This window comes from Hoeflea marina (assembly GCF_003182275.1).
Classification (GTDB): Bacteria; Pseudomonadota; Alphaproteobacteria; order Rhizobiales; family Rhizobiaceae; genus Hoeflea; species Hoeflea marina.
This window is the reverse complement of sequence record NZ_QGTR01000001.1, coordinates 83,817-101,046: the sequence shown is the minus strand read 5'-3', so window position 1 is coordinate 101,046 and position 17,230 is coordinate 83,817. Positions and strand designations below refer to the sequence as shown.

The window sequence follows — 17,230 nt, the reverse complement described above, 5'->3', positions numbered from 1 at the left end:
GACAGCCGGCTGCGGGAAGCAGCCGGCTGCAGGACACAGACAGGATGGAGCCGAATTTCCGGCCCGGATCAGAAGTCTTCCCAGTTGTCCGCCGCCGCCGCGCTCGAACCGCCGCCGGCGAATGCGCGACTTACCTTGACGACCATGGAGCGGGCGGGCGAAGCCACCGGCCGATGGCTCTGCGCCACCGCGGCGACAGGACGACCCTGGCTGCCGGAAACACGGAAGCGCGACACCATGCCGGCCAGATTGGCCGATTCCTCGCCCAGCTTGTGGGTGGCAGCCGACATTTCCTCGACCATTGCAGCGTTGTGCTGGGTGACCTGGTCCATCTGGTTGATGGCGACGCTGACCTCCTGCAGGCCGAGCGACTGCTCGCGCGCCGCCGTGGCGATCTCGTTGATGTGCTCGTTGATCCTGAGCACGCGCTCCTCGATGTCCGACAGCGAGGTGCCGGTTTCCTGAACGTGCCTGACGCCGACCTTGACCTCCTCGCCGGACTTGTGGATCAGTCCCTTGATGTCCTTGGCCGCACTTGCCGCCCGCTGCGCCAGTTCGCGCACTTCCTGGGCGACCACGGCAAAGCCCCTGCCCGCCTCTCCGGCGCGCGCCGCCTCGACGCCGGCGTTGAGCGCCAGCAGGTTGGTCTGGAAGGCAATCTCGTCGATGACATTGATGATCTTGGAGATCTCGTTGGACGCGCTCTCGATGCGACCCATCGCCTGCACCGCGTTGCGGACCACCTCGCCCGACTGCTTGGTGCTCTGGGTGGCGCCGGCCACCATGGTGGTGGCCTCCTGGGCGCGGTCGGTCGAGTTCTTCACCGCGGCGGTGATCTGGTCGAGCGCCGCCGATGTCTCCTCGAGCGAAGCCGCCTGCTGTTCGGTGCGCCTCGACAGGTCGTCGGAGGCGCCGCGCAGTTCGTTGGTCGAGGCGTTGACGGAATCCGAGGAGCCGCGGACGTCGATCATCGTCGCCTGCAGGGTGGCGAGCGCCGAATTCACGTTGCCCTGCAACTCGCCGAGCGCGCCGCGGAATTCGCCGTTCATCGTGTCGGTGAGATTGCCCTGCGCCAGCTGCGCGATGACGCGCTGGGTCTCGGTGACGGCGGTGTCGATGCCGGCGACCAGCTCGTTGACGCTGGCCGCAAACAGGTTGAGGTCGGCGTTGTCATAGTCCTTGGTGATGCGGCTGGAGAAATCGCCCGCCGCCGCGGCATTGACGACCACGCCGATGCTGTCCTGCAGGTCGCTGCTCTTCTCGCGCAGCGCGAGTTCCTGGGCATTGAGCTTGCGGGTGTCGATGGCGTTCTGCCGGAAGACGGAGACGGCGGCAGCCATTTCGCCGATCTCGTCCTGGCGGCCCTCGTAGGGAACGACGACGTTGAGATTGCCGCTGACCAGTTCGCTCATCGTGCGGGTGACGTTCTGGATCGGGCCGCTCAACTGGCGGGTGGCGAAGAAGTAGGCGACCGCGATGCCGATCGAGAGACCGATGCCGGCGGTGGCGAGCACCAGAATCAGCATGGCCTGCTTGAACTGCGCTATGCTGGCCTTGATCGCGTCGAGATTGTCGCGGTCGGTCTGGACGACGCCGTCAATCTCGGCCTGGAAGGCCTTGCGGTTGGCACGGTTGTCCTCGTTGTTGCCCTGGGCGTTGGCTGCCTCGGGAGAAACTTCGGTGCCAAGCCGCGCAGTTTCGGCGCGGAACTTTCGGAACTCTCCGGCGCCGGCCACGACCTTCTCGAAAGCTGCCGCCTGGGAGGCGGGAACGAGCGGACGCCAACTGGCGAGCGTGCCGTCGATGGCGTCGAGGCTTTCGAGGACGCTGCTTGCAAATTTCGCAGCCTTCTCGGTCGAGGGCGATGCGTAGATGCCACGGGCATCCATCACGACGGCGGTGACCTGACGGTTGAGGTGCTCGCCGAGAAAGGCGCGCTCGGAGGCATTCTCATACTTGCGCAACTGTTCGCCGTAGCCGAACACCACGCCCAGGGCGATACCGGCGATCAGGACGGATACAGTCCCCATCACGCCAACGACCAGGAATATCTTTCCGCGAATTTTCATCTTGTCTTCCTTTGAAACCTGGGTCGGAGCCCGGCACTGCAGCAGACCTCGGGATCCCGCCGCTGCTCCTTGCTATTGCAGGGCTCACAGTCCGCGACGTCTCTGAGATGCCTCTTTTCTGGGCCACTATCATAAATAATTGATGAAAACCCCGCAGCTAAATCTCCTGCGAAGGCACCGATAACCCTTAACATCTGAGGGATAAAATGGCCCGCCTCGCTCTTTTTCTCGACGGCGGACGCAGCCCTGACGCCCGCGAGGGCCGATCGGCGGCGGTGATAGCGGGTTTCTCGCCTGGCCACCCTTGGGCTGGCGCTTGCTCCGCATTAGGTAGTAGGGCGCTAACTTTCGGCGATGATGCAGGGAATTTTCTCTTGACGGACACCAGCCTCGACCAACGCGCCGGCCTGCCGGACGATCTGAAGCTCCTGATCGACCGATATCCGAGGGAGACCTGGCAGGGGCACGACAATCTTGGCCAGATGGCGCGCTTCTGGCTGCAGCGTCATGCCATGTTCCGCGACATGGGCGGCACGCTGCTGGGTGCGGTCGACGACTGGCGCGAGCAGAAGCTGGACGCGACGCAGTTCGCGCAGTTCTTCGTGCCCAGGCTCAACTGGTTTCTGGGCGAACTGGAAGGCCATCACCAGATTGAGGATGTGCACTACTTTCCGGTGTTCCGGCGCGCCGAGTCCCGGCTCGGCCGCGGCTTCGACATTCTCGACAACGACCACCACATGATCCACGACGCGCTGGCCATGAATGCCGAGGCGGCCAACGGCTTCCTGAAGCGGCTTGCCGAGGGCGGCGACGCGCTCAAGCGCGCCGGCGACGCCTATGCCACGGAGAACGACCGGCTGGTGGCGATGCTGATGCGGCACCTCGATGACGAGGAGGACCTGATCATCCCGGTGATCCTTGACCGCGGCGAGGCCAATCTCGGCGTCTGATCCGCTCCGTGCGGCGCAATCCCGCGATGTCAGGACGTCCGTTCCCGGGTCAGCCCCGGTGCTCGGCCAGTCGTGCGGCGTAGCGCGCCATCTGGTCGACCTCCAGATTGACCCGGTCGCCCGCCTTGCGCTCGCCCCAGGTGGTGACGCCCAGCGAGTGGCGGATCAGCAGCACGTCGAAATCCGTGCCGTCGACCGCGTTGACGGTGAGCGAGGTGCCGTCGAGTGCCACCGAGCCTTTCGGCGGGATGAAACGCGCCAGATCCCTTGGCGCCCGCAGGGTGAAGCGGCGCGCCTCCCCCTCGTCGCGCACGGCGATGATCTCGGCCATGCCGTCGACATGACCCGAGACCAGATGGCCGCCGAGTTCGTCGCCGATCCGGAGCGAGCGTTCGAGATTGACCGGTGTCCCCTCCACCCATGTCCCGATGGTGGTCAGCCGCAGCGCCTCTTCCCAGGCCTCGACCTCGAACCATCTGGAATTGTCTCCGGCCGCCGGAAGCGCGGTGACGGTGAGACAGGGCCCGGAACAGGCGATCGAGGCGCCGATGGCGATGCCGGCCGGATCGTGGGAGGTCTCGATGCGCAGGCCCACGCCCTGGTCGAGCTTGGAGATCCGCGCGACGCGGCCGATGTCGGTGATGATGCCGGTGAACATTCAGCGCTGCCTTTCAAATTCATCCATGCGGTCGGGACCATACTGCATCGTGCGGACCGGCACGAAACCGTCCGGGAGCCGCGCCAGCGCGAACGGTGCGTCCACGCCGCGCTCGCCGACGGTCACCGCGCCAGTGAACAGGATCAGCCGGTCCACCAGATCCTCGTCGAGCAGCGACGTCGCCAGGACCGCGCCACCCTCGACCAGAACGGTCGAGGCGCCGCGGGCGGCGATGTCTTCCATCAACTCCGGCAGCGCCAGGCGGCCGTCGTGGCATTCTGCGGCAAGGAACTCGGCGCCGAGCGATGCCAGCGCGGCGCGCGCCGGGTCGTCCTGTTGCGCCGACGTGGCCAGCCACAACGGCACGCTTCGCGCCGATCGGGCGAGCTTCGAGGCGACAGGCAGGCGCAGCGTCCGGTCGAGCACCAGGCGGATGGGCGACCGGCCCTCGAGGCCCGGCAGCCGGCAGGTCAGTTCCGGATCGTCGGCCAGCGCCGTGCCGGAACCGATCATGATCACGTCGCTGACGGAGCGCAGCGAATGGACCTGGCGCCGGGCGATGTCGGCGGTGATCGGCACCTGACCCGCCCCCTCGGCGCCGATCATGCCGTCCGCCGAAACGGCCATCTTCAGAATCACATGCGGGCGGTTCTTCGTGCGCCGCGCGAGGTAGCCGGCGAGATCGGATGCGGCAGCCTCGGCAAGAACGCCTTCGCAGACCTCGATGCCTGCGGCGCGCAGGATGGCGTATCCCCTGCCGGACACGCGGTCGTCCGGATCGGTGCAGGCGGCGACCACGCGGGCGACCCCCGCCGTCACAAGCGCCTCCGCGCAGGGCGGCGTGCGGCCGTGATGGGCGCAGGGCTCGAGCGTGACAAAGGCGGTGGCGCCGCGGGCGCCCTCGCCCGCCTCGGCCAGCGCCTGGGTCTCGGCATGCGGTCGGCCGCCGATCGCGGTCACGCCGCGGCCGATGATCACCGGGCCGCCGTCGATCTCGCGCACGATCAGGGTCGCCACCGACGGATTGGAGCCGGTGCGGCCCTGGTGCCAGCGGGCCAGCCGGATGGCCGCTGCCATGAAACGCAGATCCGAGGCCGCAGCGGACATCGGCTCAGTCGTCCGAAACGACGGTGTCGCCGGCGATGCGGGCGGTCAGTTCGGCGATGGTGCGTTCGAAATCCTCGGGTCCGGAGAAATCCCGGTAAACCGAGGCATAGCGGACGAAGCCGACGTCATCGAGCGCCTTGAGCGCTTCCAGCACCAGCAGGCCGATCTCGTCGGTAGCGATCTCGGTCTCGCCCGAACTCTCCAGTCGCCGCACGATGCCGGAGACGGCGCGCTCGATGCGGTCGCGGTCGACCGGACGCTTGCGGAGCGCGATCTCGAAGGACTTGTTGAGCTTCTCGCGGTCGAACGGCACGCGGCGCCCCGTCTTCTTGAGCACCTGCAGGTCGCGCAGTTGCACCCGTTCAAAGGTGGTGAAGCGGCCGCCGCAATCCGGGCAGACGCGGCGGCGGCGGATCGCGGCGCCGTCCTCGGCCGGCCGCGAGTCCTTGACCTGGGAATCCTCCGAGCTGCAGAAGGGGCACCTCATTTGGTGTCACCTGCGCGGGAGTTCTTGTCGGCTTCGATTCGCATTGCGATTCCTCTTGTCACCCGGCCTGTATCGGTCACGTCGCGGATGTCTGAATACTCTTCCGGGAGCGTCACCGCAAATGCCTAGCAGCCTCTGGCCACGATAGGAAGGAACGTTGCCGCACCACCGGGCCGCCAGGCCAGCCAGGACTCCTCAGATCGCATTTCCTTTGCTGCCAGCCGGAAAGCAACGACGCGTGGGACGCGTCCGTGGAACCCCGCCGTCGTTGCCATGTGAGTCCCGCACATGGCAAGGGCTCCCGCAGGAGCCCTCTTATGCCGGAAATCCATCGATCCAGTGGGCCTTCCGGAGTGGCATCTATCTGCCACAGCGCAAAACGCTCGACAAGGGCTCCGCTATGTTCAGCAGCTCAAGCCCTTGTGAACACTGTGTATCCCTGCTTCACCCCAGATAAGGATAGAGCGGGAACCGGTCGGTCAGCGCCGTGACCTTTGCCTTGACGGCGGCCTCGACCGAGGCATTGCCCTCTTCCGAGTTGGCCACCTTGAGACCGTCGAGCACTTCGGCGATCAGGTTGCCGATCTCGGTGAATTCGGCCGCGCCGAAGCCGCGCGTCGTGCCGGCGGGCGTGCCCAGACGAATGCCCGAGGTGACGAAGGGCTTTTCCGGGTCGAAGGGAATGCCGTTCTTGTTGCAGGTGATGTTGGCGCGGCCGAGCGCGCCCTCGGCCTTCTTGCCGGTGGCGTTCTTGGGACGCAGGTCGACCAGCATCAGGTGGTTGTCGGTGCCGCCGGAGACGATGTCGAGGCCGGTGCCCTTGAGGCTTGCGGCGAGCGTCTTGGCGTTGTCGACGACGGCCTGGGCATAGGCCTTGAACTCGGGCTTGAGCGCCTCGCCGAAGGCCACCGCCTTGGCGGCGATGACATGCATCAGCGGACCGCCCTGCAGGCCGGGGAAGACGGCCGAGTTGATCTTCTTGGCCATCGCCTCGTCATTGGTCAGGATCATGCCGCCGCGCGGGCCGCGCAGCGACTTGTGCGTCGTCGTAGTGACCACATGGGCGTGCGGGATCGGCGACGGATGCACGCCACCGGCGACGAGGCCGGCGATATGGGCCATGTCGACCATCAGCCAGGCGCCGACGCTGTCGGCGATCTCGCGGAAGCGCTTCCAGTCCCAGATGCGCGAGTACGCAGTGCCACCGGCGAGGATAAGCTTCGGCTTTGTCTCATGCGCCTGCTTCTCGATGGCATCCATGTCGAGGAGGTTGTCGTCCTCGCGGACGCCGTAGGAGACGACGTTGAACCACTTGCCCGACATGTTGACGGGCGAGCCGTGGGTCAGGTGACCGCCGGAATTGAGATCGAGGCCCATGAAGGTGTCGCCCGGCTGCAGCAGCGCCAGGAACACGGCCTGGTTCATCTGGCTGCCGGAATTGGGCTGAACGTTGGCGAAGTTGCAGCCGAACAGCTGCTTGGCGCGCTCGATGGCCAGTTCTTCGGCGATGTCGACGAACTGGCAGCCGCCGTAATAGCGCTTGCCCGGATAGCCCTCGGCATATTTGTTGGTCATGATCGAGCCCTGGGCTTCGAGCACGGCGCGCGAGACGATGTTCTCCGACGCGATCAGTTCGATCTCGTGGCGCTGGCGGCCGAGTTCCTGGCCGATGGCGCCGAAAATGGCCGGGTCGCTGTCGGCGAGCGAGCGGTTGAAGAAGGCATCGGCGAAGCTGGCATCGGCCTTGGAAGCAGTGGACATGGACCAATTCCTTTTGATGAGGGCAGAATGTCCGGAACGGACAGGCGGATCAGGGGCGCGGTGGTGTCGGCGCTGTTTACCCGTCTCGCATGGCAAGGGCAATATCCGCCGTCCCAATTGCGTCACCTCGCGGCAGAATCGAAAAGGCCGCCCGTTGCGGGGCGGCCTTGTCAATGATCGGGCGGAAGGCGGCGCTTATTGCGGCGCGTCTTCGCCGGTTCCGATGTTGGTCTGCGCCATCTCGGTGGCGCTGTCACGCTGGTAGATGTCATCGCGGAACTGGACGACACCGTCTTCCGACGCCCAGGCCGTGAAATAGGTGAAGTAGACCGGCACTTCGACCGCCAGGGCCACCGGCATGTTGGTGCCGGCGGCAATCTGCGCCTCGATCGCCTGACGGCTCCAGCCCGGCGTGTCGCGCAACAGCCAGGTGATGAGATCGCGAACGTTCTGGACGCGCACGCAGCCCGAGGATTCAAACCGCATCAGCTTGTCGAACAGCGAGCGCTGCGGCGTGTCGTGCATGTAGACCGCATAGGGATTGTGGAAATTGATCTTGGTCGACGCCATGGCGTTGTTCTTGCCGGGATCCTGGCGGAACATCAGGTTGGGCGCCTTCTCGGCGTTCCAGTCGATCGATTCCGGCGAAACTTCGTTGCCCTGGCTGTCGATGAGCCGGATCGAGCTCTTCTCCAGATAGGTCGGATCCTTGCGCATCAGCGGCACGATGTCTTTTTCGATGATCGAGCGCGGCGAGGTCCAGTAGGGATTGAGAATCACCTCGTGGATCTTGGAATTGAGAATCGGGGTCTGGCGGTCGATCTTGCCGACAATGGCGGTGTGGCGCTGGACGACGCGGCCGTTTTCCACCGCCTCGATGGAGGCGGCCGGAATGTTGACCATCACGTAGCGGTCGCCGAGGAAGCCCGACATGGCGCGCAGTCGCACCACATTGGTTTCGAGCTGCGCCAGCCGTTCGTCGGCGGACACATTGAGCGGCTGATAGGTGTACTGGCCGATCACACCGTCCGGCGGCAGGCCGTGGCGCGACTGGAACTTCTTCACCGCGCCGTCGACATAGGAATCAAAGGCGTTGGAGATGCCGGCGGAGCGGTCGAGGTCGCCGGAGATGATCAGCCGCTGGCGCAGCAACTGCACTTCCGGCGCGCTGACGCCCATCTGCAGCTTGTTGCCGGCCGGAACCATGGGCCAGCCGCCATTGGCGACGATGCCCTGGTAGCGCTGGATGGCGCTTTCGACGAAGCTGATGGTTTCGGGGCTTGTGACCGGCACGCGGGTCGCGGTCTCGGCGACGGATCGCGAGCTCTTGGCGTCGAACTGGTCGTCCCAGTTGCCGCGCTGAGGCGCCGAGATGATGTCCATCAGGGTCGCCTGTGCCAGCGCCGTCGACGGCACTGCTGCAAGGCCGGCGGCCGTGGCGGCAGCGCCAAGAAAACGGCGGCGGGACAGGATCTGGTTCGGAGTCTTCGTCATCTGGACATTCACCGTGTGCTGGGTCATCGGGGATCGAATGGTCGATACCATGAGTACCATGATTGTGTGGGGACCGAAATCAATCCGGCCGATTCACTTTGTCGCAATGAGCAAGGCGCCCGGCAGCAATTGCCGACGACACGCCATCCCACGCAGTCCCCTGAACTTGGCGGGTCCCACAGCAATATGGCCAATTCAAGGTTCCTCCCCATTGTGGGACAGCAATCCTGACCAATTGGTTAGCGGCACGGCAAACGCAAGCAGCGGCGGGAAGCCCGCCGCTGTCTTTCCGACTGTCGCCGATCGGCGATCAGAGGCGATACATGATCTGGTCGTTCCAGAACCGGTCGAGGCGCTGCATGAGCTTGTTGAGCTGCTCGAACTCGTTGGTGCCGACGCCGCCGACCTTGGCGATGGAGGCGATGTGGCGGTCGTAGAGGGCGGCGACGGTTGCCGCGATCTCGGCGCCGTCGTCGGTCAGGCTGATGCGAACCGAGCGGCGGTCGACGCGGGAGCGCTGGTGGTTGATGAAGCCGAGATCAACCATCTTCTTGAGGTTGTAGGACACATTGGAGCCGAGATAGTAGCCCCGGGTGCGCAGTTCGCCGGCGGTCAGTTCGGAATTGCCGATGTTGAAGAGCAGCAGCGCCTGGACGGCGTTGATGTCGGAACGGCCCTTGCGGTCGAACTCGTCCTTGATGACATCGTGCAGCCGCTGATGCAGCCGTTCGACCAGCTGCAGGGATTCCAGATAGAGATCGCGAAGGGCATCGGACTCGTTGGCGGCCTCGATGGTGCGGGGTGCCGATGCGAATGCGGATTGTGCGTGTGCCATGTGTCTGCCTCACTGTTGTGGTGGCGGTTTATTTCCCCGCCTTGAGACAGAACCTAGCCAATACGCATAAAATTCTACTTAAAATGCAAGCTTAACAGGGTCTTACCGAAGCAGAGAGCTGCATCACAGTGAATCAGTTGTTACCGCCGTCGTGCGGCCGCGGTCACGGATGGCACGCGCCAGCCGCAATGCGGCGTAGGTCAGCGCGACCGTCAGGTGCATCCCGACGAGCATCTGCCGCTCGCCGTACCAGCCGGTCAGCCAGCCGTGCATCAGCACTTCGGCGCCGGCCGCCACCACCCAGATCACCGCCCCCCACGACACCTCCATCCACAGGCCGACGGCGGCCACCGGCATCAGCACAGCCAGCGCGACGCTCGGCACCTGCCAGTGCACCGCCACCAGGTCGAAGCGGCCGGCGCCGCCGTCGGCGTAACCGATTAGCAGGCTCCAGTAATGCAGTCCCGAAATGACGCAGCCGACAGCGACCAGCCGCATGAACAGCCGGAACCCGATGTCGAGCATGCCCATCTTGCGCAGGGGAATGGCGCCGACTTGCAATATGGCCAAGAGAATCTCCGATCACGCCGTTGAGCGCTTCTAGCCCAATTCGTTGGCCAGTTGAAGCATCCGCTGCCGCAGGCCGCCCTGCCCCGCCGACGGCCACCCGCGGCTGTGATCGCCCGCCGCCGCGCCGACCTCCGGGCGGTCACCGAGGCCGCGGCCGCCTGAGGCGCGGCCGGGCAGTCAGGGTGCGATGGAAAAGGGCATCGGCAGCACTGCTGTCTCGCCGGAATTCTCGTCGGTGAAGGTGTAGATCAGCTGGTAGTCCCCGGCCTCGGCGCCGTCGACATTCATGGTCAGGTTGATCATGATTTCCTGATTGCGCACGGCGCTGTCGAACTTGAAGCTGCCGAACTTCTTCTGGCCGCCCAGCACCTGGCCTGCGCTGTCGGTGATCTCGAAATCGACCGTGATGGCCGACTGGAAGCCGCGACCGCCCTCTTTCCAGCCGAGCCCGATGGGCTCGCAATAGAGCAGGATCGGCTGGCCGGGTTTGAAGCTGCCGGCGTGCTCGGTGTACATGCCGTAGCCTTCGGCAGGCTCGGTGACGAAAAACGCGGAGACCAGCGCGAAGGGCAGCGACCCGGTGAAATCGGCATAGGCAATGCGGGCTGCCTCGGCGGCTTGCTGCGTGTCGGTCGCCACGAGATCCTCGGCGACCGCGGCAGCATCCGCAAAGTCTCCGGCAATTGCAGGGGCGACGGAGAGAGAGAACGCGAACGCAAACAGGGCGGTGGCAAGGCGGGTCATGGCGGTGTCCTTGTTGAACAATGTCTCACCTGCCGTGCTGGTGTCGCCGATGTCAATCAACCCTTTGAAAACCGTGTCGACATTCACCGAGACCGCGCGGACGGCGCCCCCTCCGCATCGGCCATCTCAACGAGCTTGGCCACGGTATTCATGTTGCGCGCGGTGCCCGTTTTCGCCGCCGGAATGATGAGCTTCGACTGGCCCTGGCCCTGCGGGTAATGGACGTAGATCTCGCGCCGGCCGAGCCGCATGCGCTCGCCGCCGGCATGCCGGGCATGCTCCAGCGCGTCGGCAGGCGGGGCGGCATCGAGGAAAATGGCGACGCTGCGATTGCCGGGCGCCTCGGGGAACGGGTTGGCAGCGAGCACGTCGCGGATCTCGTCCGCGGAGCGGATGATGACGCCCAGCGGCTTGCCGGCATGACGCGCGAGCCTCGCCTCCAGCGCAGCCTTGATTTCCGCTTCCGGCAGTTGGCTGTCGAAGACCAGATTGCCGCTGGCGATATAGGTGCGGACATTCGCAAGTCCGAGCTCGCCGGCCATCGCCTTGAGTTCGGTCATCGGCAACTTGCCGGTGCCGCCGACATTGACGGCGCGCAGCAGCGCCACATAGCTTTGTATCGGCATGGGTCCTCCGGCGGTTGCTCCGGGCAGAGTGCGCATCCCGGCCCCGCCTGGCAAGACCCGCGCGTCCGGGTGACTTTACGGAGTGCGGGCGGCGGCCATGCGGCGCATCAGATCCGACGTCCCGGCGTCCGCAGGATAGAAGGCCTCGAGCGACAGTTCCGACAGCGTGATCTCGCTCGCCGTGCCGAACACGGTGGTCGTGGAGATGAAGGAGAGCACGCCGAGCGGCGTCCTGAGCTTCAGCGGCACGGCGATGGCCGGTGCGGCGCGCTCGCCGGCCGGTCCGCCGCGCCAGCCGCGCGGCGCCAGTTGTTCCATCTCGCCGATGAGCGCCCCGATTACCGGATCGCGCGTGAGCCGGAACTGGCGGCCGAGCCGCTCCATCAGATGGGCGCGCCACTCATCGAGATTGACAATCAGCGGCGCCAGACCGCGCGGATGCAGGCTGAGACGCATGATGTTGACGGGCGGGACGAGCAGATGGGTGTCAATGCCGGCAAGCAGCGGCGCCACGGCTTCATTGGCCGAAAGCATGGTCCAGTGACGGTCGACGGTGAGCGCCGGAAACGGCTCGTGCGCCTTGAGCACCTGCCCGATGGCGGCTCGCGCGCCCGCCAGCTCTGGCGAATCGAGGTCCCGCTCGACATAGGCGGGCGCGAAGCCCGCGCCCAGGAGCAGCGCATTGCGCTCGCGCAGCGGCACGTCGAGATGCTCGGCCAGATGCAGCACCATGTCGCGCGACGGACGGGCGCGGCCGCTCTCGATGAAGCTCAGGTGCTTCTGCGAGATCTCGGCCTCGCTGGCAAGCGCCAGCTGGCTCATGTGCCTGAGCTCGCGCCAGGAGCGCACGAGATGGCCTACGGAGGCGGATGTTTCCATGAGGGCAGTCTAGCCCCGCGCAGGGAGGCTGATCAATTACCCCGCAGGTTATCAGGGATGCGATTTTTTGCGGTTTCATTACCTCACGCGCCATCGCGTTCGTGCGAGCCCCGGGAGAAACTTGCCGGGTCCAACAAAGGAGTTTGACCATGCAGGACGCAAACCACATCGCAGCCGCCTATATCGCCCTCTGGAACGAGACCGACGCGCAAAATCGCCAGGCGCTCATGGAGCGGGACTGGACCCGCGACGCCAGCTACCGCGACCCGCTGATGGCGGGTTCCGGCCCCGCCGAAATCAGCGGCCTGGTGGCTGCCGTGCACGACCGCTTCCCCGGCTTCGTCTTCGGCCTTTCGGGAGCCGCCGACGGATTCGGTGATCAGGTCCGCTTCTCATGGGGACTCGGGCCGAAGGGCGCCGAGCCGCTCATCCGCGGAACGGACTTCGTCACGGTCCGCGACGGCCTGATCGCAACGGTGACCGGCTTTCTCGACCAGGTGCCGGACGCCGCGTGACCGGCGGCCGCCGCCATGAAAGCGGTGTGGCTGCGGCCGGGGCGGATGGTCCGCCCCGGCCGCACACTCATGCCGTCTGCGTGTGGGAGCCGAAATACAGGAACTCGCGGTCCATGCCGGCGATGTCGGCAGCGGCGAGCGAGAGCCTGGGGCTGTCGAGCAGCTTGAAGCTCTTCTGGCCCTTGACCCATTCGTCCGCCGTCTGCAGCGTCGAAAGCGTGTAGGTGGTGGTCTCGTTGAGGTAATGGGTCGGGATGACGACCTTCGGCTTGAGCCGCTCGACGATGGCGTTGCCCTGGTCGTAGGACAGGATGTGCTGGGAGCCGTCGACCGGCAGCGTGAGCACGTCGACCCGGCCGACGGAGTCCCAGAAGCCCGGACCCGGATCGGGGCGGTTGTCGCCCCAGATCAGGGTGCGCACGCCGCCGGTCTCGATCACATAGGTGACCATGTCCATGTGGCCGACATTGTCCGGCGGGCAGGCCTTGGCGCCGAATTCGGCGATCGCGTCGGTCCATTTGTACCAGCCGGGCGCCAGACAGGCGTGCTTGTCGGCGAAGCCGGTGATCTTGAGGTCGGCGAATTCGAAGCGGCCGACCATGCGGTCGAGCACCATGGTGGAGACCGGCCGGTCGATGGCGTCGTGATCGAAATGGGTGTGGGTCGACATGGTGATGTCGGCGAGCGTCTCGGGAAACTTGGACTTGAACCACAGGCCCCAGGCGCCCGACGGGTCGTCGCGCCAGGGATCGATCAGGACAGTGGCGCCGCCCGGCGAGGTGATCTTGAAGGCGCAATGGCCGTAGTGGTCGATCGTCACCCCGCCGTCGGCAAAACTCGCCGTCGCCTGCAGGTCGAGGACATGGTTGTTGTTGCCAGGCTGGGTCCAGTCCGTGGACTGCGCCGAAGCGCCGCGCGGATCGATGAGAAGCGCCGCGGTGCCGACGCCGGCGGCACCCGCCGCCATGAAGAACGACCGCCGCGACAGGCCGGGCGCCAGATCGTCTGTCCCACCCTTGAGGATGGTCGGCTTGAGATCGGATTTTTTCATTTGCTTGTTCCCCTTTCAGCGCCGCATCCGGTGCGGCTGACCGAATGCTAGGTCAAAAGGAACCGATCGCCGCTGCCAGAAGAATGCGGGGAAAATAGGGGGCAAATCCCCCTATCGAGCAGGCTCGTCCGGCTACTGGGCGAGCGAGGCCAGATGCCGGCGGAGGTTCTGGGCCCGGTCGTTGAGGCCGAGCTTGCGGCGGATGTTGTTGCGGTGGAAATCCACCGTGCTCTCGCCGCGCGACAGGGTGCGGGCGATCTCCTTGGTGGAGCGGCCCAGCAGCACCATCTGCACGATCTCCACCTCGGTCGGCGTCAGCCGGTCCAGCGTCTCGGCCATCGGCGTCGACAGCGCCCGGGTGATGGAACGCAGGCCGGTGTCGATGAGATCGATGTAGGAGGCCTGCGGCTCGCGGTCGGCCTCAAGCAGCCTGAGCTTGCTCACATGCGGCAGCACCAGCGTCTTGATGCGCGCCATGACGGCGGCTTCGGATTCGGCCTTGGCCTGCTCGATGTTGCGGATGAGCACCTTGAGCGCGGTGTTGGCCTCCTGCAACTCATTGGTCCGAGCGGCGACCTCGCGTTCGGTGTTCTCCAGCGCCTGCTTGAGCCGGGCCTCGGCGGACTTGCGGGTGTCGACCTCCATCAGCAGGGCGAGGTCGTCCTCGACGACGCGGGCAAATTCGCGCAGGCCCCTACGGAACATCAGCGCGCGGCGGTTGCGGCGGCGGTCGAGCACGCAGATGGTGCCGAAGATCTCGCCGTCGGGCCATTTCAGCGGCAGGCCGACATAGAAGCTCATCGCGTGCTCCATGTCCTCGTTGTCGGCCCAGCGCGGATCGCAGCCGGCGTCCTCGACGGTCAGCTCGCCATCCTGCTCCAGCACGCCAAAGCAATAGAGCTTCTCGTGCAGCCGGAATGTCCGTCCCGGCTCATAGGGATTGTCCTCGCCGTCGCTGGCGACGAAGACCGAGTGATCGCGCCCCAGCGTGTTCATGATCAGCGTCGCCGGCACATCGGCGAGTTCGGCAATCAGGTTGACGACGCGCTGCCACTTGTCGAGCGTGGCGGGGGTGATGGCGGGCTTGATCGGCGGCATCGGCGTGATCCTTCCGGCAACGGAGATCCTCCCAGGCGGCCAGAATGGCATGCGGGCCGTCCATGCCTAGTGCCAGATGCTGCCAGATTGTGTTGCCATCGCCTGCGCCGCATTGTCCCGACCGGCGGCAGGACCGCGCCGGCGACTTGACCGGTCGGGCGCGGCGGGCTCTAACGGCGCTGGCGGCGCAACCGGATTCCGGCGCCGGATTGACTGCAGGAGACTTCGACATGACCAGCGACATCGACGTGGATGCGATCACCGGCCACCGGCGCATGCGCCGCAACCGCAAGGCCGACTGGACACGGCGGCTGGTGCGCGAGACGCGATTGACCGTCGACGACCTGATCTGGCCGATCTTCCTGGTGCACGGCAGCGGCATCACCGAGCCGATCGAGGCCATGCCGGGCGTCAACCGGATGAGCGTCGACCGCGCCGTGGAGGGCGTCCGGCATGCGGCAGACCTCGGCATCCCGGCGATCGCCACCTTTCCCAATGTCGACATGAGCCTGCGCGACGAGACCGGATCGCACAGCCTCGCCGCCGACAACCTGATCAACGAGGCCACCCGCGCCTTCAAGCGGGCGGTGCCGGAGATCGGGATCATCACCGACGTGGCGCTCGACCCGTTCACCAGCCACGGCCATGACGGCATCCTGCGCGACGGCGAGATCGTCAACGACGAGACCGTGCGCCAGATCGCGCGCGCCGCCGTCATCCAGGCGGACGCCGGCGCCGACATCATCGCGCCGTCCGACATGATGGACGGCCGCATCGGCGCCATCCGCCAGGCGCTCGACGCATCCGGCCACCAGCATGTCGGCATCATGGCCTATGCCACCAAGTTCGCGTCGAGCTTCTACGGCCCCTACCGGGAGGCGATCGGCACGTCGGGCCTGCTCAAGGGCGACAAGCGGACCTATTACATCGACCCCTCCAACGCCACCGAGGCGTTGCGCGACGCCGGCCTCGATGTCGAGGAAGGCGCCGACATGCTGATGGTCAAGCCCGGCCTGCCCTATCTCGACATCTGCCGCGCGCTCAAGGACACCTACGGCCTGCCGACCTTCGCCTACCAGGTCTCGGGCGAATACTCGATGATCAAGGCGGCCGCCGCCAATGGCTGGATCGACGGCGAGAAGGTGATGCTGGAAACGCTCTTGGCCTTCAAGCGCGCCGGCTGCGACGGCATCCTGTCCTACTTCGCCATCGAGGCGGCAGAGCTGATCGCCAGGGGCCGCGGCTGAGAGCGGGAAACGCGCGGCAGTCACCCCACCCTGCGCTGCGCGCCATCCCCGGGACGGGGAGGGAAAACCCGCCTCGTGCACGTGCGAGTCCAGTTCCCGTTTGCGCAACCATTGATACCCCCACCCCTAACCCCTCCCCTCAGGCGGGAGGGGGACGAGGCAGCGCTGCAGCCGACTGACCGGCGATTCGCCTTGTTCAAGCTGGACCGGATGCCGCCACGCACGCGGAGCAAGCCTCCCTCCCCCTTGAGGGGAGGGATTGAGGGGTGGGGTACTTTGGCGGTCGCGATGGCGCTTTGGTTTCCTGATGACCCCGATCCGGGCCGGGCCTCGAACCACGAGGGGCCAGCGACGATCTCTCCCCACCCGGCGCTGCGCGCCACCCTCCCCGGGTCGGGGAGGGAAAACCGTTATCGCCCCTTGGATTTCGGGCGCTTCATGCCCACATGCTGATCGACGCCACGGAGAGCCAGAATGAGCCAGACCGACATCATCTACGACGACCGCACCTACGAAAACCCCGCGCTCTATGACGGCGTGCGCAGCAAACGCGTCTTCGCCTTCATCATCGACTATGCGCTGGTGCTGCTGTTGTGCATTCCGGTGTCGATCGTCATCTTCTTCGTCGGGCTGCTGACGCTGGGGCTCGGCTTCTTCCTCTACGGAATCCTGTTCCTGCTGGTGGCCATTCCCTATATCGGCTTCACGCTGGGCAGCGAAAGCCAGGCCACGCCCGGCATGCGCGCCATGGGCATAAGGCTCGAGCGCCTCGACGGCCGCCGCATCGACTTCGTCTTCGCCGTCGTCCACTCGGTGCTGTTCTGGGCCGCCAACGCCATCCTGACGCCGCTGATCCTGCTTGCCGCGCTGGTGCTCGACCGCAAGCAGACGCTGCACGACCGGCTGCTGGGGACGGTGGTGGTAAGGACGGATACTCTTTAGGCAGCGAAACCGCGACGACGGGTACACTTCGCGTTTCTGGCCGAAACTCTCCAGCCGTCATCGCGGACCTGATCCGCGATCCAGCCACCGCGCGTCCGCGCGGTGAGAGAAGCTTTCAAGGTCCTGCTGAACGAGAAATCAGAAAGGGTCTTTCTGGCATCCCATTCCCCATCCCTGCCCCATATCAGCCGCCCATG

General features: G+C 65.8%; 17 protein-coding genes. 4 read left to right on the top strand and 13 right to left on the bottom strand.

All coding sequences use genetic code 11. The annotated features are described in order from the left end of the window. Positions 1–68 precede the first annotated feature (68 nt). The gene (locus tag DFR52_RS00525) at positions 69–2,069 is read right to left on the bottom strand and encodes a methyl-accepting chemotaxis protein (RefSeq protein WP_110029991.1); all 2,001 of its coding nucleotides are present in this window, start codon (positions 2,067–2,069) and stop codon (positions 69–71) included. Between the two features lie 374 nt (positions 2,070–2,443). Here DFR52_RS00525 and DFR52_RS00520 point away from each other — a divergent pair, with 374 nt between their 5' ends. Further along, the gene (locus tag DFR52_RS00520) at positions 2,444–3,019 is read left to right on the top strand and encodes a hemerythrin domain-containing protein (RefSeq protein ID WP_245415139.1); all 576 of its coding nucleotides are present in this window, start codon (positions 2,444–2,446) and stop codon (positions 3,017–3,019) included. A 49-nt stretch (positions 3,020–3,068) separates the two neighbouring features. Here the strand turns inward: DFR52_RS00520 and DFR52_RS00515 are convergent, their stop codons facing one another. The 10 genes from DFR52_RS00515 to DFR52_RS00470 form a co-directional block, all read right to left on the bottom strand. Next, positions 3,069–3,677, bottom strand: a complete 609-nt coding sequence (locus DFR52_RS00515) for a riboflavin synthase (protein WP_110029989.1) — start codon at positions 3,675–3,677, stop codon at positions 3,069–3,071. Beyond that, complete coding sequence (gene ribD / locus DFR52_RS00510) at positions 3,678–4,754, bottom strand: bifunctional diaminohydroxyphosphoribosylaminopyrimidine deaminase/5-amino-6-(5-phosphoribosylamino)uracil reductase RibD (protein ID WP_245415138.1); 1,077 nt, start codon at positions 4,752–4,754, stop codon at positions 3,678–3,680. It abuts the gene before it with no gap. Between the two features lie 34 nt (positions 4,755–4,788). Beyond that, the gene (gene nrdR, locus DFR52_RS00505) at positions 4,789–5,271 is read right to left on the bottom strand and encodes a transcriptional regulator NrdR (protein ID WP_110029987.1); all 483 of its coding nucleotides are present in this window, start codon (positions 5,269–5,271) and stop codon (positions 4,789–4,791) included. Between the two features lie 444 nt (positions 5,272–5,715). Further along, positions 5,716–7,032 (bottom strand): serine hydroxymethyltransferase, encoded by a 1,317-nt coding sequence (gene glyA, locus DFR52_RS00500; protein WP_110029986.1) that lies wholly within the window; start codon positions 7,030–7,032, stop codon positions 5,716–5,718. Positions 7,033–7,227: 195 nt separating this feature from the next. Beyond that, positions 7,228–8,526: a L,D-transpeptidase family protein gene (locus tag DFR52_RS00495; RefSeq protein ID WP_110031043.1), complete on the bottom strand. Its 1,299-nt coding sequence runs from the start codon at positions 8,524–8,526 to the stop codon at positions 7,228–7,230. Positions 8,527–8,836: 310 nt separating this feature from the next. Continuing rightward, a complete protein-coding gene (ldtR, locus tag DFR52_RS00490) occupies positions 8,837–9,361 on the bottom strand; it encodes a transcriptional regulator LdtR (protein ID WP_110029985.1) in 525 nt (174 codons plus the stop codon). Positions 9,362–9,484: 123 nt separating this feature from the next. Further along, positions 9,485–9,931, bottom strand: a complete 447-nt coding sequence (locus DFR52_RS00485; RefSeq protein ID WP_245415137.1) for a DUF6163 family protein — start codon at positions 9,929–9,931, stop codon at positions 9,485–9,487. Between the two features lie 177 nt (positions 9,932–10,108). Further along, on the bottom strand, positions 10,109–10,675 hold the full coding sequence (locus tag DFR52_RS00480; RefSeq protein ID WP_146215513.1) for a hypothetical protein: 567 nt from the start codon (positions 10,673–10,675) through the stop codon (positions 10,109–10,111). An 83-nt stretch (positions 10,676–10,758) separates the two neighbouring features. Further along, positions 10,759–11,301 carry a DUF1697 domain-containing protein gene (locus tag DFR52_RS00475; RefSeq protein WP_210205742.1) on the bottom strand — a complete coding sequence of 181 codons (543 nt, stop codon included), beginning with the start codon at positions 11,299–11,301 and terminating at the stop codon, positions 10,759–10,761. 75 nt (positions 11,302–11,376) lie between these two features. Next, positions 11,377–12,180, bottom strand: a complete 804-nt coding sequence (locus DFR52_RS00470; RefSeq protein ID WP_110029983.1) for a helix-turn-helix domain-containing protein — start codon at positions 12,178–12,180, stop codon at positions 11,377–11,379. Positions 12,181–12,329: 149 nt separating this feature from the next. Here DFR52_RS00470 and DFR52_RS00465 point away from each other — a divergent pair, with 149 nt between their 5' ends. After that, positions 12,330–12,695, top strand: coding sequence for a nuclear transport factor 2 family protein (locus tag DFR52_RS00465; RefSeq protein ID WP_110029982.1), 366 nt, complete (start codon positions 12,330–12,332; stop codon positions 12,693–12,695). Positions 12,696–12,762: 67 nt separating this feature from the next. Here DFR52_RS00465 and DFR52_RS00460 read toward each other — a convergent pair whose 3' ends face one another. Beyond that, positions 12,763–13,746, bottom strand: a complete 984-nt coding sequence (locus DFR52_RS00460; protein WP_110029981.1) for an MBL fold metallo-hydrolase — start codon at positions 13,744–13,746, stop codon at positions 12,763–12,765. A 132-nt stretch (positions 13,747–13,878) separates the two neighbouring features. After that, positions 13,879–14,844: a LuxR C-terminal-related transcriptional regulator gene (locus DFR52_RS00455; RefSeq protein WP_110029980.1), complete on the bottom strand. Its 966-nt coding sequence runs from the start codon at positions 14,842–14,844 to the stop codon at positions 13,879–13,881. Between the two features lie 230 nt (positions 14,845–15,074). Here DFR52_RS00455 and hemB point away from each other — a divergent pair, with 230 nt between their 5' ends. Together hemB and DFR52_RS00445 are read left to right on the top strand one after the other, a co-directional pair. Next, positions 15,075–16,091 (top strand): porphobilinogen synthase, encoded by a 1,017-nt coding sequence (gene hemB, locus DFR52_RS00450; RefSeq protein WP_110029979.1) that lies wholly within the window; start codon positions 15,075–15,077, stop codon positions 16,089–16,091. Between the two features lie 474 nt (positions 16,092–16,565). Beyond that, positions 16,566–17,033: an RDD family protein gene (locus tag DFR52_RS00445; RefSeq protein WP_110029978.1), complete on the top strand. Its 468-nt coding sequence runs from the start codon at positions 16,566–16,568 to the stop codon at positions 17,031–17,033. The last annotated feature ends 197 nt before the right edge of the window (positions 17,034–17,230 follow it).